The sequence below is a fragment of the Citrobacter amalonaticus Y19 genome (assembly GCF_000981805.1).
Classification (GTDB): domain Bacteria; phylum Pseudomonadota; class Gammaproteobacteria; order Enterobacterales; family Enterobacteriaceae; genus Citrobacter_A; species Citrobacter_A amalonaticus_C.
This window is the reverse complement of sequence record NZ_CP011132.1, coordinates 3,237,225-3,260,004: the sequence shown is the minus strand read 5'-3', so window position 1 is coordinate 3,260,004 and position 22,780 is coordinate 3,237,225. Positions and strand designations below refer to the sequence as shown.

The following is a 22,780-nucleotide window of genomic DNA, read 5'->3' as shown; positions in this document are numbered from 1 at the left end:
AACCCTAACAGAATGTTAGTTAAGGAAAATTGACCGCCGACACATCCGCTTAAATCACTCGCCGCGATAGACGCAGCCCGCCGTACAGGTTTCTTTCACCATTACCGCACTCAACAAGGGGACTGACGGTTTAACCTGATCCCAAATCCATTGTGCCAGCACTTCGCTGGTCGGATTTTCGAGACCAGGAATATCGTTCAGGTAGTAATGATCGAGCCTGTCGTAAGTTGGTTTGAACGCGGCTTTTAATTCGGCGAAATCGATAATCCACCCGGTATGTGGACAGACTTCACCGGTGACTTCCAGACGCACCATAAAAGAGTGTCCGTGCAGACGGCCACATTTATGCCCTTCAGGAACATGTGGCAGATGGTGAGCGGCTTCGAAGGTGAAATCTTTAAACAGGGTGGTGGTCATCTTAAATTCTCAGTCAGGCAAAAAACCGCCGTAGGGTACCGGAAAGTACATTTTTTATCATTAACTAAAACGGCTTTCCGTCGCAGATTACGCCATTCATTGCTTCTATGGGAGGTAACTCTATATATTTCATGCGGTTATTTAATCGTTTTTGTTGTTAATAACTATAACTAAAACAGGTTAGTCCATTTGGTTATTTGTTATTTCCAACCCTTCTTTAATTGTTATTATCCCCGCCGTTACCCTTATCTTCAGTTTGGGTTTTATTGCTTAAATCCGCTTTGCTTACTGGAACATAACGACGCATGACGACACAGGCCCCACCTTCCGCTTTGCTTCCGCTGAACCCGGAGCAGCTGGCTCGCCTACAGGCGGCCACGACCGATCTCACGCCCATGCAGCTTGCATGGGTTTCTGGCTATTTCTGGGGCACGCTGAATCAGCAACCCGGCGCGACCGTTGCGACGCCCGCTCCTGTAGCTGAAATGCCGGGCATCACGCTGATCTCCGCGTCACAAACAGGCAACGCGCGTCGTGTGGCGGAAGCGCTGCGTGACGACCTGTTGGCGGCAAAGCTCAGCGTCACGCTGGTGAACGCAGGCGACTACAAATTCAAACAAATCGCCAATGAGAAACTGCTGGTTGTCGTCACGTCCACCCAGGGTGAAGGCGAACCGCCGGAAGAAGCCGTCGCGCTGCATAAGTTCCTGTTCTCTAAAAAAGCACCGAAGCTCGAAAACACCGCATTTGCGATTTTGGGTCTGGGTGACACGTCATACGAGTTTTTCTGCCAGTCAGGCAAAGATTTTGACAGCAAACTGGCGGAACTTGGCGGTGAGCGTCTGTTGGATCGCGTTGACGCCGATGTGGAATACCAGGCCGCCGCCGCCGAGTGGCGTGCCCGTGTGGTCGAGGTGTTGAAATCACGCGCGCCGGTGGCGACACAGACTCAGTCAGTTGTCAGCGGGGCGGTAAATGAGATCCACTCCAGCCCGTATACCAAAGAAGCGCCGCTGAGCGCGGCGTTGTCCGTGAATCAAAAAATCACCGGCCGTGATTCAGAGAAAGATGTTCGCCATATTGAAATCGATCTCGGTGAGTCGGGTCTGCGCTACCAGCCTGGTGACGCGCTGGGTGTCTGGTATCAGAACGATCCTGAGCTGGTGAAAGAGATGGTGGAACTGGTCTGGCTGAAAGGTGATGAGCCCGTTACGGTCAATGGCCAGTCTCTCCCGCTGTCCGACGCGCTACAGTGGCATGTCGAACTGACCGTCAATACTGCCAATATCGTTGAAAATTATGCCACCTTAACGCGCAGTGAATCGTTGTTGCCGCTGGTCGGTGATAAGGCGCAGTTGCAGCATTATGCGACCACGACGCCAGTTGTCGATATGCTGCGTTTTTCGCCAGCACAGCTGGATGCCCAGGCGTTAGTCGACCTGTTGCGTCCGTTGACGCCGCGTCTTTACTCCATTGCGTCCTCTCAGGCGGAAGTGGAGAACGAAGTGCACATCACTGTGGGTGCGGTGCGGTATGACGTGGAAGGCCGCGCGCGCGCCGGTGGCGCATCCAGCTTCCTCGCCGATCGCGTCGAAGAAGAGGGCGAAGTGCGTGTGTTCATCGAACATAACGATAACTTCCGTCTGCCGACGAACCCGGAAACGCCGGTGATTATGATTGGTCCGGGGACGGGTATCGCGCCGTTCCGCGCCTTCATGCAGCAGCGCGCCGCTGATGACGCGTCGGGTAAAAACTGGCTGTTCTTTGGCAATCCCCACTTTACCGAAGATTTCCTCTACCAGGTGGAATGGCAGCGTTACGTCAAAGAAGGCGTGCTGAGCCGTATCGATCTCGCCTGGTCACGGGATCAAAAAGAAAAAGTTTACGTACAAGACAAACTGCGCGAACAGGGCGCAGAACTGTGGCGCTGGATTAATGATGGTGCCCACATTTATGTCTGCGGCGACGCTAATCGCATGGCGAAAGACGTTGAGCAGGCATTGCTGGAAGTGATTGCTGAATTCGGCGCGATGGACGCGGAATCAGCAGATGAATTTTTAAGTGAGCTGCGCGTTGAGCGCCGTTATCAGCGAGATGTCTACTAATGAGCGAAAAACATCCAGGGCCCCTGGTGGTCGAAGGTAAACTGACGGACGCCGAGCGCATGAAGCTGGAAAGCAACTATCTGCGCGGCACCATTGCTGAGGATCTGAATGACGGTCTCACCGGCGGTTTTAACGGTGATAACTTCCTGCTGATCCGTTTTCACGGTATGTATCAGCAGGATGACCGTGATATCCGCGCCGAGCGTGCAGAACAGAAGCTGGAGCCGCGTCACGCGATGCTGCTTCGCTGTCGTCTGCCGGGGGGCGTCATCACCACCAAACAGTGGCAGGCGATTGATAAGTTTGCCCATGACAACACCATTTACGGCAGTATTCGTCTGACCAACCGGCAGACGTTCCAGTTCCACGGGATTCTGAAGAAGAACGTGAAACCGGTGCACCAGATGCTGCACTCCGTTGGCCTGGACGCGCTGGCAACCGCCAACGACATGAACCGTAACGTGCTGTGCACCTCGAACCCGTACGAATCTGAACTACATGCTGAAGCCTACGAGTGGGCGAAAAAGATTTCTGAGCATCTGCTGCCGCGCACCCGCGCCTATGCTGAAATTTGGCTCGATCAGGAAAAAGTCGCGACCACTGACGAGGAGCCGATCCTCGGTCAGACCTATCTGCCGCGTAAGTTCAAAACTACGGTGGTGATCCCGCCGCAGAACGATATCGATCTGCATGCTAACGACATGAACTTTGTCGCGGTTGCGGAAAACGGCAAGCTGGTGGGCTTTAACCTGCTGGTGGGCGGTGGTCTGTCGATTGAACACGGTAACAAGAAAACTTACGCCCGTACGGCGAGCGAATTTGGCTATCTGCCGCTGGAACACACGCTGGCCGTGGCGGAAGCCGTTGTCACCACGCAGCGTGACTGGGGTAACCGTACCGACCGTAAAAATGCGAAAACCAAATATACGCTGGAGCGCGTTGGCGTCGAGACGTTTAAAGCGGAAGTGGAACGCCGCGCGGGGATCAAATTCGAACCGATCCGTCCGTACGAATTTACCGGCCGCGGCGACCGCATTGGCTGGGTGAAGGGCATCGACAATAAATGGCACCTGACGCTGTTTATTGAAAATGGCCGAATCCTCGATTATCCGGGGCGTCCGCTGAAAACAGGCCTGCTGGAGATTTCGAAAATCCATAAAGGCGAGTTCCGCATTACTGCGAATCAGAATCTGATTATCGCTGGTGTGCCGGAAAGCCAGAAGGCGAAGATTGAGAAGATCGCGCAAGAGAGCGGCCTGGTGAGCACGGTGACGCCGCAGCGTGAAAACTCCATGGCTTGCGTGTCGTTCCCAACCTGTCCGCTGGCAATGGCGGAGGCCGAGCGTTTCCTGCCGACGTTTATCGATAAGATTGATGGTCTGATGGCGAAACATCATGTCAGTGACGAGCATATCGTGATGCGTGTGACGGGCTGCCCGAACGGTTGCGGTCGCGCGATGCTGGCAGAAGTCGGGCTGGTCGGGAAAGCGCCGGGGCGCTACAACCTGCATCTTGGCGGTAACCGAATCGGCACGCGTATCCCGCGGATGTTCAAAGAGAACATCACCGAACCGGAAATTCTCGACTCGCTGGACGAACTGATTGGGCGCTGGGCGAAAGAGCGCGAAGCGGGTGAAGGCTTCGGTGACTTTACGGTGCGTGCGGGCATTATTCGCCCGGTGCTCGATCCCGCCCGGGATTTCTGGGAATAACGTCTTATTGCCGGATGGCGGCGTGAACGCCTTATCCGGCCTACGGATTTTGTAGACGCCCTGTGGCCGTTGTAGGCCTGATAAGCGAAGCGCCATCAGGCAGTCAAACAGTGAGGAACCTATGTCCAGACTCGATCTAAACGCCCTGAACGATCTACCAAAAGTGGATCGCGTCCTGGCGCTGGCTGAAACCAACAGCCAACTGGAAAAACTTGACGCTGAAGGGCGCGTGGCATGGGCGCTGGAGAATCTGCCTGGCGAATATGTACTCTCTTCCAGCTTCGGCATTCAGGCGGCGGTGAGTTTGCATCTGGTCAATCAGATCCGCCCGGATATCCCGGTGATCCTGACCGACACCGGTTATCTGTTCCCGGAAACCTACCAGTTTATTGATGAGTTAACGGACAAACTCAAGCTGAATCTGAAGGTATATCGCGCTCCCGAAAGCGCCGCCTGGCAGGAGGCGCGTTACGGTAAACTGTGGGAGCAGGGCGTGGAAGGCATTGAGAAATACAATGAGATCAACAAAGTCGAACCGATGAACCGGGCGTTGCAGGAACTCAACGCACAAACCTGGTTTGCGGGGCTGCGCCGCGAACAGTCCGGCAGCCGTGCGCATCTGCCCGTGCTGGCCATCCAGCGCGGGGTCTTTAAAGTGCTGCCAATTATCGACTGGGATAACCGCACGGTTTATCAGTACCTGCAAAAACACGGGCTGAAGTATCACCCGCTGTGGGATCAGGGCTACTTATCGGTGGGCGACACACATACTACCCGTAAATGGGAACCGGGAATGGCAGAAGAAGAGACGCGTTTCTTTGGGCTAAAACGCGAGTGCGGGCTGCACGAAGGGTAAAATAAAAATCTGAAAATGTTTTCCCGTGCTGTTTTATTAATTTCTTTGTTTTACCCTTGCTGACGTTATTGCCGGAGGCAGTGACGTCAATTTAAAACTGAGGGATTAAATAAATGAAGAAAATGTTATTTGTTGCAGTGCTGACTCTGGTGTCTGGTTCTTCTTTTGCAGCAATTACAGATACTTGCCAGCAATATTTTGATGATGTTGATGCGTTGATTGTTCAGGCGTCAAAAACCAGCGATCAGGCTAAACAGCAAATGGAAGCAATGAAACCTCAACTGGAAGAGGCTAAAAAGCAACTTGCAGCATTACCGGCTGAAAATCAGGATGCTGGCTGTAAACAAGGCGCTGCCGCACTGGTGCAAATGAAGCAGTCCATGGGCATTCAATAAGTTATTACAAATAAGTTATTACAAAAGAGCGTAATTGAAAAAACGACGCTCAGAATAGTGTCACTCTTCGCGTCTTTTGCCGGATAGCGGTATCGCTTTATCCGGCCGTATGATTAGCTCGCTTTTGCTAATTCTTTCACCAGCGGCAGCATAATGCGCATGACGTCGCGATTGCGATGTTCAATGCGTCCAGGCAGGGCTTTATCAATGTGCTGTTGATTATCCAGACGGACGTCATGCCAGCTATTTCCAGCCGGGAAAGAGGCGGTTTTGGCGCGCTGCTGGTAACCATCTTTCTTGCCGAGATTCCAGTTCGTCGCCTCGACGGAAAGCACCGAAATTCCCGCTTTATCGAAGACCTCTGCGTCGTTGCAGCAACCGGTGCCTTTTGGATAATCCTTATTCAGGCCAGGATTACTGGTGGCGACAATACCATGACTGCGCGCGAGTGCTAATGCCCGGTCGCGGGTTAATTTGCGCACGGCTTCCGGGGTATTTTGCCCGCTATTAAAATACAATTTGTCACCGACGATCAGGTTATCGAGATTAATCACCAACAGCGTGTTTTTCTTCTCGACCGCACTCATGCGCTTGAGCAGGTTTTCGGCCCCCAGTTTTCCTTCTTCCTCGCCGCTGGTGGCAATAAAGCGAATACCGTATTCGGTAGGCACATCTTTCAGGCGTTCTGCCAGTTCGAGCATAACGCCCAGTCCGGCGGCGTTATCATCCACACCTTGCAGTGTCAGACCGCCGAGGTTCGCGTCGGTGTCGGAGTCACTTTGCGGGGCATAGGTGTCCAGATGCGCCATGATAATAATCTGCTGCGGGGCTTTGCCTTCATGAGCGGCAATAACGGTACTGCCGGTCACGTTGTGCCAGTTTTTGCGGTTATTTTTAGCGGTATAAATGTAGCGACTGTTGAATGTGCGGATATCACTGCGATAACCCATCTGTTCAAACTGCTGGCGTAAATAGTCGGCAGACAACATTTCCGCCGGAGAACCGGTCATCCTTCCCGGGAAAACGGTCGCAATATGACGGGTCTGCGTTGTCGCAAAATCGCCCGGTTTTGGGGATGACGCCTGAGCGGGGACAATAAAGCATACGCCGAGCGCCAGGAGAGCGGAAAGACGGCGCGTTGCGGAAAACATAGTGAATCCTTAATAGCCAGCAGGGGAAGCCCTGAATACAAAGCAAAAATTTTACGCCATCTAGTATGAAACGGTGACCTCGCTAAGACAATTTCATTTGCTCTTAAATGCCCGAATTCCGGCGGGTTAAGCACTTTTTGATATTTGCTTTGCCAGATCGTTATTCCTTTGAGGAACTACTCATTCCAATTCGTAATTTCATTCGTTCTCCTGCGCTCCCTATAGTCGGGTTATCTGACGCGCTCGACATTAGCGGTATTGTAAAGGAACGGTTATGGACCAAAAACGACTCACCCACCTGCGACAGCTGGAGGCCGAAAGCATCCACATTATTCGCGAGGTGGCGGCTGAATTTTCGAACCCGGTAATGCTGTACTCCATCGGCAAGGATTCCAGCGTTATGCTGCATCTTGCCCGTAAGGCATTCTATCCGGGGTCGTTGCCGTTCCCGTTGCTGCATGTCGATACCGGCTGGAAGTTCCGCGAGATGTATGAATTTCGCGATCGTACTGCCAAAGCGTACGGCTGCGAATTGCTGGTGCATAAGAACCCGGAAGGGGTGGCGATGGGCATCAACCCGTTTGTCCACGGCAGCGCCAAGCACACCGACATTATGAAAACCGAAGGGCTGAAGCAGGCGCTGAACAAATACGGTTTTGACGCCGCATTTGGCGGCGCGCGCCGCGATGAAGAAAAGTCGCGGGCGAAAGAGCGCATCTACTCCTTCCGTGACCGCTTTCATCGCTGGGACCCCAAAAACCAGCGTCCTGAGCTGTGGCACAACTACAACGGGCAGATTAACAAAGGCGAAAGCATCCGCGTTTTCCCGCTCTCCAACTGGACCGAACAGGATATCTGGCAGTACATCTGGCTGGAAAATATTGAGATCGTCCCGCTGTATCTGGCGGCAGAGCGCCCGGTGCTGGAGCGTGACGGCATGTTGATGATGATCGATGACGATCGCATCGACCTGCAGCCTGGCGAGATGATCAAAAAACGGATGGTTCGTTTCCGTACCCTCGGCTGCTGGCCGCTGACCGGCGCCGTGGAGTCAAACGCACAAACATTGCCGGAAATTATTGAAGAGATGCTGGTCTCGACCACCAGCGAGCGTCAGGGCCGCGTGATTGACCGCGACCAGGCGGGCTCTATGGAGCTTAAGAAACGTCAGGGGTATTTCTAAGGAGCCGCCATGAACACCACACTTGCACAACAAATCGCCAATGAAGGCGGCGTCGAAGCCTGGATGGTCGCCCAACAACATAAAAGTCTGCTGCGCTTTTTAACCTGCGGCAGCGTGGATGATGGCAAAAGCACCCTGATCGGTCGTCTGTTACACGACACGCGGCAGATTTATGAAGATCAGCTGTCGTCGTTGCATAACGACAGCAAACGCCACGGTACACAGGGTGAGAAACTGGATCTGGCACTGCTGGTGGATGGCCTGCAGGCCGAGCGCGAGCAGGGGATTACCATTGACGTGGCGTATCGCTATTTCTCCACCGAGAAGCGTAAATTTATCATTGCCGACACCCCAGGGCACGAGCAATACACCCGCAATATGGCGACCGGCGCATCAACCTGCGATCTGGCGATCCTGCTGATTGACGCCCGTAAAGGCGTACTGGATCAGACTCGTCGTCACAGCTTCATTTCAACGCTGCTGGGGATCAAACACCTGGTGGTGGCGATCAACAAAATGGATCTGGTCGACTACAGCGAAGAGATCTTTGAACGTATTCGCGAAGATTATTTGACCTTTGCTGAACAGTTGCCGGGCAATCTGGATATTCGCTTTGTACCACTCTCTGCACTGGAAGGTGACAACGTGGCCTCCCAGAGCGCCAGCATGCCGTGGTACAGCGGCCCGACCTTACTTGAAGTGCTGGAGACGGTTGAGATCCAGCGCGTGGTTGACAGCCAGCCAATGCGCTTCCCGGTGCAGTATGTAAACCGTCCGAACCTCGATTTCCGGGGCTATTCCGGCACGTTGGCTTCTGGTCGCGTTAAGGTGGGACAGCGTGTAAAGGTGCTGCCGTCCGGCGTGGAGTCCAGCGTGGCGCGGATCGTCACCTTTGATGGCGATCTGGACGATGCCTTTGCCGGTGAAGCCATAACCCTCGTCCTGAAAGATGAGATTGATATCAGCCGAGGCGATCTGCTGCTGGCGGCAGACGAAAATCTGCCTGCCGTACAGCATGCCGCTGTTGACGTGGTCTGGATGGCGGAACAGCCGCTGGCGCCGGGACAGAGCTACGAAATCAAAATCGCGGGTAAAAAGACCCGTGCGCGCGTTGATAACGTTCAGTATCAGGTGGATATCAACAATCTGACGCAGCGTGAGGTGGACAATCTGCCGCTGAACGGCATCGGTCTGGTCAATCTGACCTTTGATGAGCCGCTGGTGCTGGATACCTATCAGCAAAACCCGGTGACCGGCGGGCTGATTTTCATCGACCGTCTGAGTAACGTCACCGTGGGGGCCGGTATGGTCCGCGAACCGATTGTGCAGGAGACCGCTGCGCCGTCAGAATTCAGCGCCTTTGAGCTGGAGCTGAATGCGCTGGTGCGCCGCCACTTCCCGCTCTGGGGCGCTCGCGATCTGCTGGGAGGAAAATAATGGCGCTGCATGACGAAAACGTCGTCTGGCATGCTCATCCCGTCACGCCGCAACAGCGCGAGCAACATCACGGTCATCGTGGTGCTGTGCTGTGGTTTACCGGGCTGTCGGGGTCCGGTAAATCGTCGATTGCCGGAGCGCTGGAAGAGGCGTTGCATCAAGTGGGCGTCAGTACCTACTTGCTGGATGGCGATAATGTTCGCCACGGCCTGTGCAGCGATCTGGGGTTTAGCGACGTCGATCGTAAAGAGAACATTCGTCGCGTGGGCGAAGTGGCAAACCTGATGGCGGATGCCGGGCTGGTGGTACTGACGGCGTTTATTTCTCCGTACCGCGCGGAGCGGCAGATAGTGCGTGAGCGCGTCGGTGAGGGACGCTTCATTGAAGTGTTCGTGGATACACCGCTGGAAATCTGCGAAGCCCGCGATCCAAAAGGGTTATACAAAAAAGCGCGCGCCGGCGAGTTGCGCAATTTCACCGGAATTGATTCTGTATACGAAGCGCCTGAATCGCCTGAAGTTCATCTTCATGGCGAACAATTAGTAACAAATTTGGTCGCCCAATTATTAGACCTGCTCAGACAGAGCGATATTATCAGATCCTGAGACACCTGACTTGTGTGTACAGTCAGTCAAGGTTACAGGATTCAATATGCGCGATAGCCAGAACATCACACTCACAACGACAGACGCGTTTGCTACTGATGACGAAACCACCTGGTCGCTGCCGGGCGCCGTGGTGGGTTTCGTATCATGGCTGCTGGCGTTGGGGATCCCCTTTCTGGTGTATGGCCCTAACACATTGTTTTTCTTCATTTACACCTGGCCTTTCTTCCTGGCGTTGATGCCCGTTGCCGTTGTCGTGGGTATCGCGCTGCATTCCCTGCTCAAGGGAAAATTGCGCTACAGCATTGTCGCAACCCTGCTGACCGTTTGCGCGATGTTCGGCGCGCTGTTTATGTGGCTGCTGGGCTAAAGCGCGACCGCTGTCCATAATTCAAACCGTAACTAACAATGAGATGATGTTCTCAGGGTTCTGGGTATACGTTATAAAGGGCAATTGTGGTACATTTGCCCGCGTTGTTGCGGCTTTCCCGTCCGCAAACGTCGTGTCGTTTGTGGAAGTATGGGAGGATGATGCCGTTTTTCAGGGGGCAGGATGGGTAAACTAACGCTGCTGTTGCTGGCTTTACTGGTCTGGCTACAGTATTCGCTGTGGTTCGGTAAGAACGGCATACATGATTACAGTCGCGTCAATGATGACGTGATGGCGCAGCAGGCGACAAACGCCAAACTTAAAGCACGTAACGATCAGCTCTTTGCCGAAATTGACGATCTCAATGGCGGTCAGGAGGCTATCGAGGAGCGTGCACGCAACGAACTCAGCATGACTAAGCCGGGCGAAACGTTTTATCGTCTGGTGCCCGACGCGTCTAAACGCGCGCAAACTGCGGGGCAAAATACTCGTTAAACCAGCCCAGGAAATCACATGGCAGCCACTTTTTTGGATGTTTGCGCCGTGGTGCCGGCGGCCGGATTTGGCCGCCGTATGCAAACGGAATGTCCGAAGCAATACCTCTCAGTCGGCAATAAAACCATTCTCGAACACTCGGTCTCTGCGCTACTGGCGCATCCCCGGGTGACCCGCGTGATCATCGCGATCAGCCCTGGCGACAGCCGCTTTGCTCAACTTCCTCTGGCGCAGCATCCGCAAATTACCGTCGTGGACGGGGGAAATGAGCGGGCAGACTCTGTGCTGGCCGGATTACAGGCCGCCGGAAATGCCCAATGGGTGCTGGTGCATGATGCGGCGCGTCCCTGCCTGCATCAGGATGATTTAGCGCGCCTGCTGGCGCTTAGCGAAACCAGTCGCACCGGCGGGATCCTCGCCGCACCGGTGCGCGATACCATGAAACGCGCGGAGCCGGGCAAAACGGCCATCGCCCATACGGTTGAACGTAACGATTTATGGCACGCACTGACGCCGCAATTTTTCCCTCGTGAACTGCTGCATGACTGTCTGACGCGTGCGCTGAATGAAGGCGCGACCATCACCGATGAAGCGTCGGCGCTGGAATATTGCGGCTTCCATCCACAGCTTGTTGAAGGACGAGCTGATAACATCAAAGTGACCCGTCCGGAAGATTTAGCGCTGGCTGAATTTTATCTGACCCGAACAATCCATCTGGAGGATGCATAATGCGAATTGGACACGGTTTTGATGTACACGCCTTTGGCGGTGAAGGCCCAATTATCATTGGTGGTGTGCGCATCCCGTATGAAAAGGGGCTGCTGGCGCATTCTGATGGTGATGTTGCGCTGCATGCGCTCACCGACGCGCTGCTTGGCGCGGCGGCGCTGGGTGACATTGGCAAGCTGTTTCCGGATACCGACCCGGCGTTTAAAGGCGCGGACAGTCGCGAGTTGCTGCGTGAAGCCTGGCGTCGGATCCAGGCCAAAGGCTACACTCTGGGCAATGTCGACGTGACCATTATTGCGCAGGCGCCGAAGATGCTGCCGCACATCCCGCAAATGCGCGTGTTTATTGCTGAAGACCTCGGTTGTCACATGGACGATGTGAACGTGAAAGCAACCACCACGGAAAAACTCGGTTTTACCGGGCGTGGGGAAGGGATTGCCTGCGAAGCGGTGGCGTTACTCATTAAGGCCGCGAAATGACAGAGTTTGAAAATCTCACCTATCTCCACGGAAAACCGCAAAGCGCCGGGTTGCTGAAAGCCAGTCCGGAAGATTTTGTGGTGGTCGAAGATTTAGGTTTCGAACCGGATGGCGAAGGTGAACACATTCTGGTGCGTATTCTCAAAAACGGCTGCAACACCCGTTTTGTCGCCGACGCGCTGGCGAAATTTCTGAAAATACATGCCCGTGAGGTGAGCTTTGCCGGGCAAAAGGATAAGCATGCGGTCACTGAACAGTGGCTGTGCGCGCGCGTACCGGGCAAAGAAATGCCCGATCTGAGCGCCTTCCAGCTTGAAGGCTGCAAGGTGCTGGAATATGCGCGTCACAAACGTAAGCTACGTTTAGGCGCGCTGAAGGGCAATGCGTTCACGCTGGTGCTGCGCGAAGTCAGCCAACGTGATGAGGTAGAATCCCGTCTACAGGCGATAAACACCGGCGGCGTACCGAACTATTTTGGCGCGCAGCGTTTTGGTATTGGCGGCAGCAATCTGCAAGGCGCGCTGCGCTGGGCGCAAAGCGATACGCCTGTGCGGGATCGCAATAAACGCAGTTTTTGGTTGTCGGCGGCCCGCAGTGCGTTGTTTAATCAAATTGTCAGCGAGCGTCTGAAAAAAACAGACTTTAATCAAGTTGTTGACGGCGATGCGCTACAATTAGCGGGACGCGGAAGCTGGTTTGTCGCCACACAAGAAGAACTGGCGGAATTACAGCGTCGTGTCGATGAAAAAGAACTGATGGTGACGGCTTCGCTTCCCGGCAGCGGCGAGTGGGGAACCCAGCGGGATGCGCTGGCGTTTGAACAGTCCGCGATTGCCGAAGAGCACGCGTTGCAATCACTGTTGCTGCGCGAAAAAGTCGAGGCCTCGCGAAGAGCGATGCTGCTCTATCCGCAGCAATTAAGCTGGAACTGGTGGGATGATGTCACCGTTGAGTTACGTTTTTGGCTGCCCGCGGGGAGCTTCGCCACCAGCGTTGTGAGGGAACTGATCAACACAATGGGTGATTATGCGCATATTGCTGAGTAACGATGATGGGGTCCACGCGCCCGGTATACAAACGCTGGCGAAAGCCCTGCGGGAGTTTGCTGACGTACAGGTCGTCGCCCCGGATCGCAACCGCAGTGGCGCGTCAAACTCGCTGACGCTTGAATCTTCTCTCCGGACGTTTACCTTTGAGAACGGCGATATTGCCGTGCAGATGGGGACGCCCACCGACTGTGTTTATCTGGGCGTTAATGCGCTCATGCGCCCGCGTCCGGACATTGTGGTCTCAGGAATTAACGCCGGCCCCAACCTGGGGGACGACGTTATCTATTCCGGTACCGTCGCGGCGGCGATGGAAGGGCGTCATCTCGGCTTTCCTGCGCTCGCCGTATCGTTAGACGGGCATCAGCATTACGAGACCGCGGCGGTCATCACCTGTCGAATCTTACGCGCACTGCGTCGGGAACCGCTGCGTACCGGGCGGATCCTCAACATCAACGTGCCCGATTTACCGCTGGAGCAGATCAAAGGCATCCGCGTGACGCGCTGCGGCAGTCGTCATCCAGCGGACAAAGTGATCCCGCAGGAAGATCCTCGCGGTAACACGCTGTACTGGATTGGTCCACCGGGCGACAAATGCGACGCCGGGCCTGATACCGATTTTGCGGCAGTGGACGAAGGTTACGTGTCCATTACGCCGTTGCATGTGGATTTAACCGCACACAGCGCGCATGATGTGGTTTCCGACTGGTTAGAGAGCGTGGGAGTTGGCACGCAATGGTAAGCAGACGCGTACAGACGCTTCTTGAACAACTGCGCGCGCAGGGGATCCGCGATGAACAGGTGCTTAATGCCCTGGCCGCGGTGCCGCGTGAGAAATTTATTGACGAAGCGTTTGAACATAAGGCCTGGGACAATATCGCGTTGCCGATAGGTCAGGGACAGACGATTTCGCAGCCGTATATGGTGGCGCGAATGACCGAACTGCTCGAACTGACCCCGCAGTCGCGGGTGCTGGAAATTGGCACCGGTTCCGGGTATCAGACGGCGATACTGGCGCACCTGGTACAGCAGGTTTGTTCAGTCGAACGCATTAAAGGGCTGCAATGGCAGGCGCGTCGCCGTCTGAAGCAGCTCGATTTACATAATGTTTCAACCCGTCACGGTGATGGATGGCAAGGCTGGCAGGCACGCGCGCCATTTGACGCTATTATTGTGACGGCAGCTCCGCCGGAAATTCCGACCGCGTTGATGACGCAACTGGATGAAGGCGGAATTCTCGTCTTGCCCGTGGGTGATGAGCATCAGTTTCTGAAACGGGTGCGTCGTCGGGGCGGCGAATTTATAATCGACACCGTGGAGGCGGTACGTTTCGTTCCCTTAGTTAAAGGGGAGCTCGCGTAAGAAGCGGTTCCGAATACCTGGAGTTTTCCTGGAGTTTTTGGAACGGGTCAGCGTATCGTGGTCACATTTTCCAGTGCCCATTTGCTGTCTGCACGATTATACGTCACTGGTTGTTAACCAATTTTTCCTGGGGGATAAATGAGCGCGGGAAGCCCAAAATTCACCGTTAGCCGCATTGCGGCACTTTCACTGGTTTCGCTATGGCTGGCGGGTTGTTCAAATTCATCGAATCCGCCTGCGCCGGTAAGCTCAGTCAATGGTAATGCCCCGGCGAATACCAGTTCCGGTATGCTGATCACGCCGCCACCGAAGATGGGGACGTCGTCGTCCGCCCCGCAGACACCGCAAATTCAACCGGTGCAGCGTCCAACGACGCAACCGACGCACGTTCAGCCGGTAGCCGAGCAACCTGTGCAGATGGAAAACGGACGTATTGTCTACAACCGCCAGTATGGGAACATTCCGAAAGGCAGCTACAACGGTGGCAGCACCTACACCGTTAAAAAAGGCGACACGCTTTTTTACATCGCCTGGATAACCGGGAACGATTTCCGTGACCTGGCGCAGCGCAATAATGTCCAGGCGCCGTATGGCCTGAACGTCGGACAAACGCTGCAGGTGGGCAATGCATCTGGCGCGCCAATTACCGGCGGTAATGCGATTACTCAGGCCGATGCAGCAGAGCAAGGAGTTGTGACCAAACCTGCACAAAATTCCGTCGCCGCTGTTGCGTCGAAACCGACAATTACGTATTCTGAGGATTCAGGTGAACAAAGTGCTAACAAAATGTTGCCGAACAACAAGCCTGCTGGGACAGTTGTCACAGCGCCTGTAACGGCTCCGGCAGTTAGCGCAACCGAATCGACAGCAAGCAGTTCGTCTACCAGTTCGCCAATCTCCGCATGGCGCTGGCCGACTGACGGCAAAGTGATCGAAAACTTTGGGGCTTCCGAAGGGGGCAATAAAGGGATCGACATTGCAGGCAGTAAGGGACAGGCTATTATCGCGACCGCCGATGGGCGCGTGGTCTATGCCGGTAACGCACTGCGCGGTTACGGTAATCTTATTATCATCAAACACAACGATGATTACCTGAGTGCCTACGCTCATAACGATACAATGCTGGTCCGGGAACAACAAGAAGTGAAGGCAGGACAAAAAATAGCGACGATGGGTAGCACCGGAACCAGTTCTACACGTTTGCATTTTGAAATTCGTTACAAGGGGAAATCCGTAAACCCGCTGCGTTATTTACCGCAGCGATAAAGCGGCGGAACCAGGCTGACACTTGCTAGTTCCGTCAAGGGATCACGGGTAGGAGCCACCTTATGAGTCAGAATACGCTGAAAGTTCATGATTTAAATGAAGATGCGGAGTTTGATGAGAACGGAGTTGAGGTTTTTGACGAAAAAGCCTTAGTTGAAGAGGAACCCAGTGATAACGATTTGGCTGAAGAAGAGCTGTTATCGCAGGGGGCCACACAGCGTGTGTTGGACGCGACTCAGCTTTACCTTGGTGAGATTGGTTATTCACCACTGTTAACGGCCGAAGAAGAAGTGTATTTTGCGCGTCGCGCACTGCGTGGAGATGTCGCCTCTCGCCGTCGGATGATTGAAAGTAACCTGCGTCTGGTGGTGAAAATTGCCCGCCGTTATGGCAATCGAGGTCTGGCACTGCTGGATCTGATTGAAGAGGGCAATCTGGGGCTTATCCGTGCCGTCGAGAAGTTTGACCCGGAACGCGGGTTCCGCTTCTCAACATACGCAACCTGGTGGATTCGCCAGACGATTGAACGGGCTATCATGAACCAAACCCGTACCATTCGACTGCCGATTCATATTGTTAAAGAGCTGAACGTCTATCTGCGTACCGCGCGTGAGTTGTCCCATAAACTGGACCACGAACCCAGCGCGGAAGAAATTGCAGAGCAACTGGATAAACCGGTTGATGACGTTAGCCGTATGCTTCGTCTTAACGAGCGCATTACCTCGGTAGACACCCCGTTGGGTGGCGATTCCGAAAAAGCGTTGCTGGACATCCTGGCCGATGAGAAAGAGAACGGTCCGGAAGACACCACGCAAGATGACGATATGAAACAGAGCATCGTCAAATGGCTGTTCGAACTGAACGCCAAACAGCGTGAAGTGCTGGCACGTCGTTTCGGTCTGCTGGGTTATGAAGCGGCGACACTGGAAGATGTAGGCCGTGAAATCGGTCTGACTCGTGAACGTGTTCGTCAGATTCAGGTTGAAGGTCTGCGTCGTCTGCGTGAAATCCTGCAGACTCAGGGGCTGAATATCGAAGCGCTGTTCCGCGAGTAAGTACTGTTCTAACAAGAAAGGCCAGTCTCTTTGAGGCTGGCCTTTTTCTTTCTGGTTTTTTGCTGTGGTTTCGCGGGCGAAGGCAGACGGGAGCATTTTCATACGTACTCAGGTTTGTTAATCAGGCATCATTTTCTTGATTAGCATGGCGAATTGCGCACGTTCCTCGTCATTCAACCGTCCCAGAAACTCCTCATCCACCTGGTTTCCCAACGGCATGCATACTTTCAGCAATGCTTCGCCCTCTGTGGTCAGATAAACGAAGCGGCGACGTTTATCCAGCGGATCGTTCTCACGTCTCACCAGCCCGCGTTTTTCCATCCGGCTTAGCATTTCCGCCAGCGTCGCTTTGGTACTGACGGCGGCCTCCATCAGATTAACCTGTTCAATGCCGGGACGTTCCGCAATGGCACACATTACCGCGTATTGCGGTTTAGTGAGATCCGCTAACGCGTGCTGCCAACGCGACGTATGTTGCTGAAACAACTGGCGTAACAAGTGAAACGCTTTATTCCGTAACTCCATGGAAACTCCAGGCTAAAAATCGCATTTCTTATCATAACGGGTAACGCCGCGTTTTTTAATGAGGAAATCTTAAGCGATACGTGCGAAAAAAAAACGGATGATCTTGTCGTCGCGGTTTCACAGGGGTAATTTAAACAAAATGTTCGTATACGAACAATTTATGGAGTGATGGATGAGATTGATTGTGGGGATGACCGGGGCAACGGGGGCGCCGCTGGGCGTAGCGCTGTTGCAGGCATTGCGGAAAATGCCGGATGTGGAGACGCATCTGGTGATGTCGAAGTGGGCTAAAACCACCATTGAACTGGAAACGCCATACCGCGCGCGCGATGTCGCCGGACTGGCGGATTTTTGCCACAGCCCGGCGGATCAGGCGGCGACAATCTCGTCAGGTTCGTTTCGCACCGACGGCATGATCGTTGTCCCCTGTAGCATGAAAACGTTGGCGGGGATTCGCGCCGGTTACGCCGACGGCCTGGTGGGACGCGCCGCCGACGTGGTGCTGAAAGAAGGGCGCAAACTGGTGCTGGTGCCGCGTGAAATGCCGCTCAGCACGGTTCATCTCGAAAACATGCTCGCGCTTTCCCGCATGGGCGTGGCGATGGTGCCGCCGATGCCCGCTTTCTACAACCATCCCCAAACCGTTGATGATATTACACAACACATCGTGGCCCGCGTTCTGGACCAGTTTGCGCTGGAACATCCCTACGCGCGTCGCTGGCAGGGGTTACCACAGGCACAGAATTTTTCACAGGAGAATGAATAATGGCATTTGATGATTTGCGCAGCTTTTTGCAGGCGCTCGACGACCAGGGACAACTGCTGAAAATCAGTGAAGAGGTGAACGCGGAGCCGGATCTGGCGGCGGCAGCCAACGCCACTGGCCGTATTGGCGACGGTGCGCCGGCGCTATGGTTCGACAATATCCGCGGTTTCACCGATGCGCGCGTGGCGATGAACACCATCGGTTCCTGGCAAAATCATGCCATTTCATTGGGCTTACCACCGAATACGCCGGTGAAAAAGCAGATCGATGAGTTTATCCGTCGCTGGGATAAGTTCCCGGTGGCCCCGGAGCGTCGCGCGAATCCGGCATGGGCGGAAAACAGCGTCGAGGGCGAAGAGATCAATCTGTTCGACATTCTGCCGCTGTTTCGCCTGAACGATGGCGATGGTGGGTTTTACCTGGATAAAGCCTGTGTGGTTTCCCGCGATCCGCTCGACCCGGACCACTTCGGCAAGCAGAACGTGGGTATCTATCGGATGGAAGTGAAGGGTAAGCGGAAGCTAGGCCTGCAGCCGGTACCGATGCACGATATCGCGCTGCATCTGCATAAGGCAGAAGAGCGCGGCGAGGACCTGCCGATTGCCATCACGCTGGGCAACGATCCGATCATCACGCTGATGGGCGCGACGCCGCTGAAATACGATCAGTCCGAATATGAGATGGCGGGTGCGCTGCGTGGAAGCCCGTATCCCATCGCCACCGCGCCGTTGACCGGGTTTGATGTGCCGTGGGGATCGGAGGTGATCCTGGAAGGGGTGATTGAAAGTCGCAAACGCGAAATCGAAGGGCCGTTTGGCGAGTTTACCGGTCACTATTCCGGTGGTCGCAATATGACGGTGGTGCGTATCGATAAGGTTTCGTATCGCAGCAAACCGATTTTTGAATCGCTTTATCTCGGTATGCCGTGGACGGAAATCGACTATCTGATGGGGCCGGCCACCTGCGTGCCGCTGTATCAGCAACTGAAGGCTGAATTCCCGGAAGTGCAGGCGGTTAACGCTATGTATACCCACGGTCTGCTGGCGATTATCTCAACCAAAAAGCGCTACGGCGGTTTTGCTCGCGCGGTGGGGCTGCGCGCGATGACCACACCGCACGGGCTAGGTTACGTGAAGATGGTGATCATGGTGGACGAAGATGTCGATCCGTTCAACCTGCCGCAGGTGATGTGGGCGTTGTCGTCGAAGGTTAACCCGGCGGGCGACCTGGTGCAGTTGCCGAATATGTCGGTGCTGGAACTGGATCCGGGCTCAAGTCCGGCGGGGATCACCGATAAGTTGATTATCGATGCCACCACGCCGGTTGCGCCGGATAACCGCGGCCACTATAGCCAGCCGGTGGTGGATTTACCGGAAACCAAAGCCTGGGCTGAAAAACTGACCGCCATGCTGGCCGCACGCAAATAAGGAGAAGAAGATGATTTGCCCACGTTGTGCCGATGAACATATTGAAATCATGGCGACCTCGCCAGTGAAAGGGATCTGGACGGTGTATCAGTGCCAACATTGCCTCTACACCTGGCGTGATACGGAACCGCTACGTCGCACCAGTCGAGAACATTATCCGCAGGCGTTTCGGATGACACAGAAAGATATCGATGACGCGCCGATGGTGCCGAGTATTCCGCCGCTGCTGGCGGAAGATAAGCGCTAACGGAGTGCCGGATGTCGGCTGACGCCTTATCCGGCCTACGAAAGTACAGTACCGTTAGTGTGTAAGCCCGATACGCAAAGCGTCATCGGGCATTTTTATTACACCAGACTCTTCAACCGATAGATCCACTCCAGCGCCTGACGGGGCGACAGGGAATCCGGATCGAGGTTTTCCAGGGCTTCAACTGCGGGAGAGGTCTCTTCCGGGACGGACAGCAGCGACATTTGCGTGCCATCCACCTGCGTTGCCGCCGCGTTCGGCGAAAGGCTTTCCAGCTCGCGCAGTTTCTGCCGCGCGCGTTTGATCACCTCTTTCGGAACGCCCGCCAGCGCCGCGACCGCCAGGCCGTAGCTCTTACTGGCCGCGCCGTCCTGAACGCTGTGCATAAAGGCGATGGTATCGCCGTGCTCCAGCGCGTCCAGATGCACGTTGGCTACGCCTTCCATTTTCTCCGGCAGTTGTGTCAGCTCGAAATAGTGCGTTGCGAACAGCGTCAGCGCTTTGATCTTATTCGCCAGGTTTTCCGCGCATGCCCACGCCAGCGACAGGCCATCGTAAGTGGACGTCCCGCGGCCAATTTCATCCATCAATACCAGACTGTTCTCGGTGGCGTTGTGCAGAATGTTGGCCGTTTCGGTCATCTCTACCATGAAGGTGGAGCGCCCGGAAGCCAGATCGTCCGCTGCACCCACACGGGTAAAGATGCGATCGATAGGACCAATTTCCACTTTCTGTGCCGGCACGTAGCTGCCGATATAGGCCAGCAGGGCAATCAGCGCGGTCTGGCGCATATAGGTACTTTTACCGCCCATATTTGGCCCGGTAATGATCAGCATTCTGCGCTGCGGCGAGAGGTCCAGCGGGTTGGCGATAAACGGCTCATTCAGTACCTGTTCCACGACCGGATGGCGGCCTTCGGTAATACGAATACCCGGTTTATCGCTAAAGGTCGGGCAGGTGTAATTCAGCGTATACGCGCGCTCGGCCAGGTTCACCAGTACGTCGAGTTCCGCCAGCGCACTGGCGCTCTGTTGCAGATCCGCTAGGTGCGGCAGCAGCAGATCGAACAGTTCGTCATAGAGCTGTTTCTCCAGCGCCAGCGCTTTACCCTTAGACGTCAGAACTTTATCTTCGTACTCTTTGAGTTCAGGGATGATGTAGCGTTCGGCGTTTTTCAGCGTCTGTCGACGGACGTAGTTGATCGGCGCGAGGTGACTCTGCCCACGGCTAATCTGGATGTAATAACCGTGTACAGCGTTAAAGCCGACTTTCAGCGTGTCCAGTCCGGTACGCTCACGTTCACGGATTTCCAGCCTGTCGAGATAGTCGGTCGCGCCGTCTGCCAGCGCGCGCCACTCATCGAGTTCTTCGTTGTAGCCGGGGGCGATAACACCGCCGTCACGGACCAGTACCGGCGGCGCGTCAATGACCGCGCGTTCCAGCAGTTCCCGCAGTTCGGTGAATTCGCCCATTTTCTCGCGCAGCATCTGTACGGGGGCGCTTTCCACCGATTCCAGCTGCGCACGCAGTTCCGGCAACTGCTGGAAGGCGTGACGCATACGGGCGAGATCGCGCGGACGGGCGGTGCGCAGTGCCAGACGCGCGAGAATACGTTCCAGATCGCCCACCTGGCGCAACACCGGCTGTAGCTCGTTGGTCGCATCCTGTAACGATCCGATGGTCTGCTGGCGTTCAGTCAGGATTTTCGTGTCGCGTACCGGCATATGCAACCAGCGCTTGAGCATACGACTGCCCATCGGCGTTACGGTACAGTCGAGCACGGAAGCCAGCGTGTTCTCTACGCCGCCCGCCAGGTTCTGGGTAATCTCCAGATTGCGGCGCGTCGCAGCATCCATGATGATGCTGTCCTGCTGGCGTTCCATGGTGATAGAGCGAATATGCGGCAGGGACGTGCGCTGCGTGTCCTTGACGTATTGCAGCAGACACCCGGCAGCGCAAAGCCCGCGCGGCGCGTTTTCAACGCCAAAGCCAGTCAAATCGCGAGTACCAAACTGCAAATTTAACTGCTGACGGGCGGTATCAATTTCAAATTCCCACAGCGGGCGACGGCGTAATCCGCGACGGCCTTCAATCAGCGCCATCTCAGCGAAGTCTTCGGCGTACAGCAGTTCCGCCGGGTTGGTGCGCTGCAATTCGGCGGCCATCGTCTCGCGATCGGTGGGTTCGCTCAGGCGAAAACGACCGGAGCTAATGTCCAGCGTGGCGTAACCGTAACCTTTACTGTCCTGCCAGATGGCGGCAAGCAGGTTGTCCTGGCGCTCCTGTAACAGCGCTTCATCGCTGATGGTGCCTGGCGTAACAATACGGACAACTTTACGTTCAACGGGCCCTTTGCTGGTGGCCGGATCGCCAATTTGTTCGCAAATAGCGACGGACTCCCCCTGATTCACCAGCTTAGCGAGATAGTTTTCGACCGCATGATAAGGGATACCCGCCATCGGGATAGGTTCGCCAGCGGATGCGCCGCGTTTAGTCAGCGAAATGTCGAGCAGTAGTGATGCACGTTTTGCATCGTCATAAAACAGCTCATAGAAGTCACCCATGCGGTAAAACAGCAGGATCTCCGGATGCTGAGCCTTCAGCTTGAGATACTGCTGCATCATGGGAGTGTGGTCTGAAAGATCCTTGTCGATAGACTCTTGCATTTTGATTTTACTCGTTTTTTAAGTCTCTTTGGGTCTGCGGTGACCCCATATAAATCGGTAAATGTGTCTACCAGAAGTAGACCGGGTAGTACCGGGCAGCCATTTGGGCTTGCCGGTATACATTTATAAAATGGCACCTACTCAGTCGATTATAATCAATAAGTTATCTATCGACGTGAAACCTGGTCTCAGCCAGCATGGTGAGTCGTCTACTTATCCAACCCTGACCGAAAACCCTATCTTATCACTGACAACCGCCGGGATTCACCCGTCGGTTTTGGCGTCAAAATCTGTGTCGCTTAAAACCGACGTTGTCCACACGACTCGTGTCATGAACAGAAAAGCAACCGGCGATATGGGGTAAAACACCGCAAGAGGTTATCAGATCTCTGGTCGATAATGTCGCAGATTTTGCCAGCATTGATCAGGTACGCGGGGCCACTCGCAATTCGGTGAGGTATGAAGTGTCCTCTGGAGGCCGGAGAG

Annotated in this window: 23 protein-coding genes; 19 read left to right on the top strand and 4 right to left on the bottom strand. The window is 54.8% G+C overall.

Translation table 11 applies throughout. The features are described from left to right. Positions 1-54 precede the first annotated feature (54 nt). Positions 55-417, bottom strand: a complete 363-nt coding sequence (queD, locus tag F384_RS15010) for a 6-carboxytetrahydropterin synthase QueD (protein ID WP_046486508.1) — start codon at positions 415-417, stop codon at positions 55-57. A 305-nt stretch (positions 418-722) separates the two neighbouring features. Here queD and cysJ point away from each other — a divergent pair, with 305 nt between their 5' ends. From cysJ to F384_RS14990, 4 genes are all read left to right on the top strand, one after another. After that, positions 723-2,522 carry an NADPH-dependent assimilatory sulfite reductase flavoprotein subunit gene (gene cysJ / locus F384_RS15005; protein WP_046486507.1) on the top strand — a complete coding sequence of 600 codons (1,800 nt, stop codon included), beginning with the start codon at positions 723-725 and terminating at the stop codon, positions 2,520-2,522. Then, positions 2,522-4,234 carry an assimilatory sulfite reductase (NADPH) hemoprotein subunit gene (gene cysI, locus F384_RS15000; RefSeq protein ID WP_046486506.1) on the top strand — a complete coding sequence of 571 codons (1,713 nt, stop codon included), beginning with the start codon at positions 2,522-2,524 and terminating at the stop codon, positions 4,232-4,234. The genes cysJ and cysI overlap by 1 nt, the downstream gene beginning before the upstream one ends. A 121-nt stretch (positions 4,235-4,355) precedes the next feature. After that, positions 4,356-5,090: a phosphoadenosine phosphosulfate reductase gene (gene cysH / locus F384_RS14995; protein WP_046486505.1), complete on the top strand. Its 735-nt coding sequence runs from the start codon at positions 4,356-4,358 to the stop codon at positions 5,088-5,090. 113 nt (positions 5,091-5,203) lie between these two features. Then, complete coding sequence (locus F384_RS14990) at positions 5,204-5,485, top strand: DUF5339 domain-containing protein (RefSeq protein WP_052746936.1); 282 nt, start codon at positions 5,204-5,206, stop codon at positions 5,483-5,485. A 113-nt stretch (positions 5,486-5,598) separates the two neighbouring features. On the opposite strand, the gene F384_RS14985 is transcribed toward F384_RS14990, so the two are convergent. Beyond that, positions 5,599-6,636 carry an aminopeptidase gene (locus F384_RS14985; protein WP_046486504.1) on the bottom strand — a complete coding sequence of 346 codons (1,038 nt, stop codon included), beginning with the start codon at positions 6,634-6,636 and terminating at the stop codon, positions 5,599-5,601. Positions 6,637-6,910: 274 nt separating this feature from the next. Here F384_RS14985 and cysD point away from each other — a divergent pair, with 274 nt between their 5' ends. The 12 genes from cysD to rpoS all read left to right on the top strand — a co-directional run bounded on the left by cysD (position 6,911) and on the right by rpoS (position 16,663). Further along, positions 6,911-7,819 carry a sulfate adenylyltransferase subunit CysD gene (gene cysD / locus F384_RS14980; RefSeq protein WP_042322572.1) on the top strand — a complete coding sequence of 303 codons (909 nt, stop codon included), beginning with the start codon at positions 6,911-6,913 and terminating at the stop codon, positions 7,817-7,819. A gap of 9 nt (positions 7,820-7,828) precedes the next feature. After that, a complete protein-coding gene (cysN, locus tag F384_RS14975) occupies positions 7,829-9,256 on the top strand; it encodes a sulfate adenylyltransferase subunit CysN (RefSeq protein ID WP_046486503.1) in 1,428 nt (475 codons plus the stop codon). After that, complete coding sequence (gene cysC / locus F384_RS14970) at positions 9,256-9,861, top strand: adenylyl-sulfate kinase (RefSeq protein ID WP_046486502.1); 606 nt, start codon at positions 9,256-9,258, stop codon at positions 9,859-9,861. The genes cysN and cysC overlap by 1 nt, the downstream gene beginning before the upstream one ends. 46 nt (positions 9,862-9,907) lie before the next feature. Further along, entirely contained in the window at positions 9,908-10,231 is a 324-nt protein-coding gene (locus F384_RS14965) for a DUF3561 family protein (protein ID WP_046486501.1), read from the top strand. 183 nt (positions 10,232-10,414) lie between these two features. Beyond that, positions 10,415-10,726: a cell division protein FtsB gene (ftsB, locus tag F384_RS14960; RefSeq protein ID WP_046486500.1), complete on the top strand. Its 312-nt coding sequence runs from the start codon at positions 10,415-10,417 to the stop codon at positions 10,724-10,726. 18 nt (positions 10,727-10,744) lie between these two features. Then, positions 10,745-11,455 carry a 2-C-methyl-D-erythritol 4-phosphate cytidylyltransferase gene (gene ispD / locus F384_RS14955; protein ID WP_046486499.1) on the top strand — a complete coding sequence of 237 codons (711 nt, stop codon included), beginning with the start codon at positions 10,745-10,747 and terminating at the stop codon, positions 11,453-11,455. Further along, entirely contained in the window at positions 11,455-11,934 is a 480-nt protein-coding gene (gene ispF / locus F384_RS14950; RefSeq protein ID WP_021572927.1) for a 2-C-methyl-D-erythritol 2,4-cyclodiphosphate synthase, read from the top strand. Before ispD ends, ispF begins: the two co-directional genes overlap by 1 nt. Beyond that, positions 11,931-12,980: a tRNA pseudouridine(13) synthase TruD gene (truD, locus tag F384_RS14945; protein ID WP_046486498.1), complete on the top strand. Its 1,050-nt coding sequence runs from the start codon at positions 11,931-11,933 to the stop codon at positions 12,978-12,980. Before ispF ends, truD begins: the two co-directional genes overlap by 4 nt. Continuing rightward, positions 12,961-13,722 (top strand): 5'/3'-nucleotidase SurE, encoded by a 762-nt coding sequence (gene surE / locus F384_RS14940; protein ID WP_046486497.1) that lies wholly within the window; start codon positions 12,961-12,963, stop codon positions 13,720-13,722. Before truD ends, surE begins: the two co-directional genes overlap by 20 nt. Continuing rightward, positions 13,716-14,342: a protein-L-isoaspartate O-methyltransferase gene (gene pcm / locus F384_RS14935; RefSeq protein WP_042322593.1), complete on the top strand. Its 627-nt coding sequence runs from the start codon at positions 13,716-13,718 to the stop codon at positions 14,340-14,342. Before surE ends, pcm begins: the two co-directional genes overlap by 7 nt. A gap of 189 nt (positions 14,343-14,531) precedes the next feature. Further along, on the top strand, positions 14,532-15,608 hold the full coding sequence (gene nlpD, locus F384_RS14930; RefSeq protein ID WP_319424433.1) for a murein hydrolase activator NlpD: 1,077 nt from the start codon (positions 14,532-14,534) through the stop codon (positions 15,606-15,608). Between the two features lie 62 nt (positions 15,609-15,670). Further along, a complete protein-coding gene (gene rpoS / locus F384_RS14925) occupies positions 15,671-16,663 on the top strand; it encodes an RNA polymerase sigma factor RpoS (protein WP_000081550.1) in 993 nt (330 codons plus the stop codon). Positions 16,664-16,780: 117 nt separating this feature from the next. Here the strand turns inward: rpoS and F384_RS14920 are convergent, their stop codons facing one another. Further along, positions 16,781-17,188: a MarR family winged helix-turn-helix transcriptional regulator gene (locus tag F384_RS14920; protein WP_046486448.1), complete on the bottom strand. Its 408-nt coding sequence runs from the start codon at positions 17,186-17,188 to the stop codon at positions 16,781-16,783. A 172-nt stretch (positions 17,189-17,360) separates the two neighbouring features. Between F384_RS14920 and F384_RS14915 the strand changes: the two genes are divergently transcribed. The 3 genes from F384_RS14915 to F384_RS14905 are packed head-to-tail and all read left to right on the top strand — an operon-like array spanning position 17,361 to position 19,628. Further along, positions 17,361-17,954, top strand: a complete 594-nt coding sequence (locus F384_RS14915; protein ID WP_046486446.1) for a non-oxidative hydroxyarylic acid decarboxylases subunit B — start codon at positions 17,361-17,363, stop codon at positions 17,952-17,954. Beyond that, complete coding sequence (locus F384_RS14910) at positions 17,954-19,381, top strand: non-oxidative hydroxyarylic acid decarboxylases subunit C (RefSeq protein ID WP_046486445.1); 1,428 nt, start codon at positions 17,954-17,956, stop codon at positions 19,379-19,381. The genes F384_RS14915 and F384_RS14910 overlap by 1 nt, the downstream gene beginning before the upstream one ends. Positions 19,382-19,391: 10 nt before the next feature. Continuing rightward, the gene (locus tag F384_RS14905; protein ID WP_046486443.1) at positions 19,392-19,628 is read left to right on the top strand and encodes a non-oxidative hydroxyarylic acid decarboxylases subunit D; all 237 of its coding nucleotides are present in this window, start codon (positions 19,392-19,394) and stop codon (positions 19,626-19,628) included. Positions 19,629-19,726: 98 nt separating this feature from the next. On the opposite strand, the gene mutS is transcribed toward F384_RS14905, so the two are convergent. Next, on the bottom strand, positions 19,727-22,294 hold the full coding sequence (gene mutS / locus F384_RS14900; RefSeq protein WP_046486442.1) for a DNA mismatch repair protein MutS: 2,568 nt from the start codon (positions 22,292-22,294) through the stop codon (positions 19,727-19,729). Between the last annotated feature and the right edge of the window lie 486 nt (positions 22,295-22,780).

Coding starts and splice junctions, on each gene's coding strand:
- F384_RS14915 (WP_046486446.1), top strand. CDS start 17,361: ATGAGATTGATTGTGGGGATGACCGGGGCAACGGGGGCGCCGCTGGGC.
- F384_RS14905 (WP_046486443.1), top strand. CDS start 19,392: ATGATTTGCCCACGTTGTGCCGATGAACATATTGAAATCATGGCGACC.
- F384_RS14910 (WP_046486445.1), top strand. CDS start 17,954: ATGGCATTTGATGATTTGCGCAGCTTTTTGCAGGCGCTCGACGACCAG.
- cysI (WP_046486506.1), top strand. CDS start 2,522: ATGAGCGAAAAACATCCAGGGCCCCTGGTGGTCGAAGGTAAACTGACG.
- cysD (WP_042322572.1), top strand. CDS start 6,911: ATGGACCAAAAACGACTCACCCACCTGCGACAGCTGGAGGCCGAAAGC.
- F384_RS14965 (WP_046486501.1), top strand. CDS start 9,908: ATGCGCGATAGCCAGAACATCACACTCACAACGACAGACGCGTTTGCT.
- ftsB (WP_046486500.1), top strand. CDS start 10,415: ATGGGTAAACTAACGCTGCTGTTGCTGGCTTTACTGGTCTGGCTACAG.
- F384_RS14985 (WP_046486504.1), bottom strand. CDS start 6,636: ATGTTTTCCGCAACGCGCCGTCTTTCCGCTCTCCTGGCGCTCGGCGTA.
- F384_RS14990 (WP_052746936.1), top strand. CDS start 5,204: ATGAAGAAAATGTTATTTGTTGCAGTGCTGACTCTGGTGTCTGGTTCT.
- surE (WP_046486497.1), top strand. CDS start 12,961: ATGCGCATATTGCTGAGTAACGATGATGGGGTCCACGCGCCCGGTATA.
- rpoS (WP_000081550.1), top strand. CDS start 15,671: ATGAGTCAGAATACGCTGAAAGTTCATGATTTAAATGAAGATGCGGAG.
- pcm (WP_042322593.1), top strand. CDS start 13,716: ATGGTAAGCAGACGCGTACAGACGCTTCTTGAACAACTGCGCGCGCAG.
- ispF (WP_021572927.1), top strand. CDS start 11,455: ATGCGAATTGGACACGGTTTTGATGTACACGCCTTTGGCGGTGAAGGC.
- cysJ (WP_046486507.1), top strand. CDS start 723: ATGACGACACAGGCCCCACCTTCCGCTTTGCTTCCGCTGAACCCGGAG.
- queD (WP_046486508.1), bottom strand. CDS start 417: ATGACCACCACCCTGTTTAAAGATTTCACCTTCGAAGCCGCTCACCAT.
- truD (WP_046486498.1), top strand. CDS start 11,931: ATGACAGAGTTTGAAAATCTCACCTATCTCCACGGAAAACCGCAAAGC.
- cysN (WP_046486503.1), top strand. CDS start 7,829: ATGAACACCACACTTGCACAACAAATCGCCAATGAAGGCGGCGTCGAA.
- ispD (WP_046486499.1), top strand. CDS start 10,745: ATGGCAGCCACTTTTTTGGATGTTTGCGCCGTGGTGCCGGCGGCCGGA.
- cysC (WP_046486502.1), top strand. CDS start 9,256: ATGGCGCTGCATGACGAAAACGTCGTCTGGCATGCTCATCCCGTCACG.
- mutS (WP_046486442.1), bottom strand. CDS start 22,294: ATGCAAGAGTCTATCGACAAGGATCTTTCAGACCACACTCCCATGATG.
- cysH (WP_046486505.1), top strand. CDS start 4,356: ATGTCCAGACTCGATCTAAACGCCCTGAACGATCTACCAAAAGTGGAT.
- F384_RS14920 (WP_046486448.1), bottom strand. CDS start 17,188: ATGGAGTTACGGAATAAAGCGTTTCACTTGTTACGCCAGTTGTTTCAG.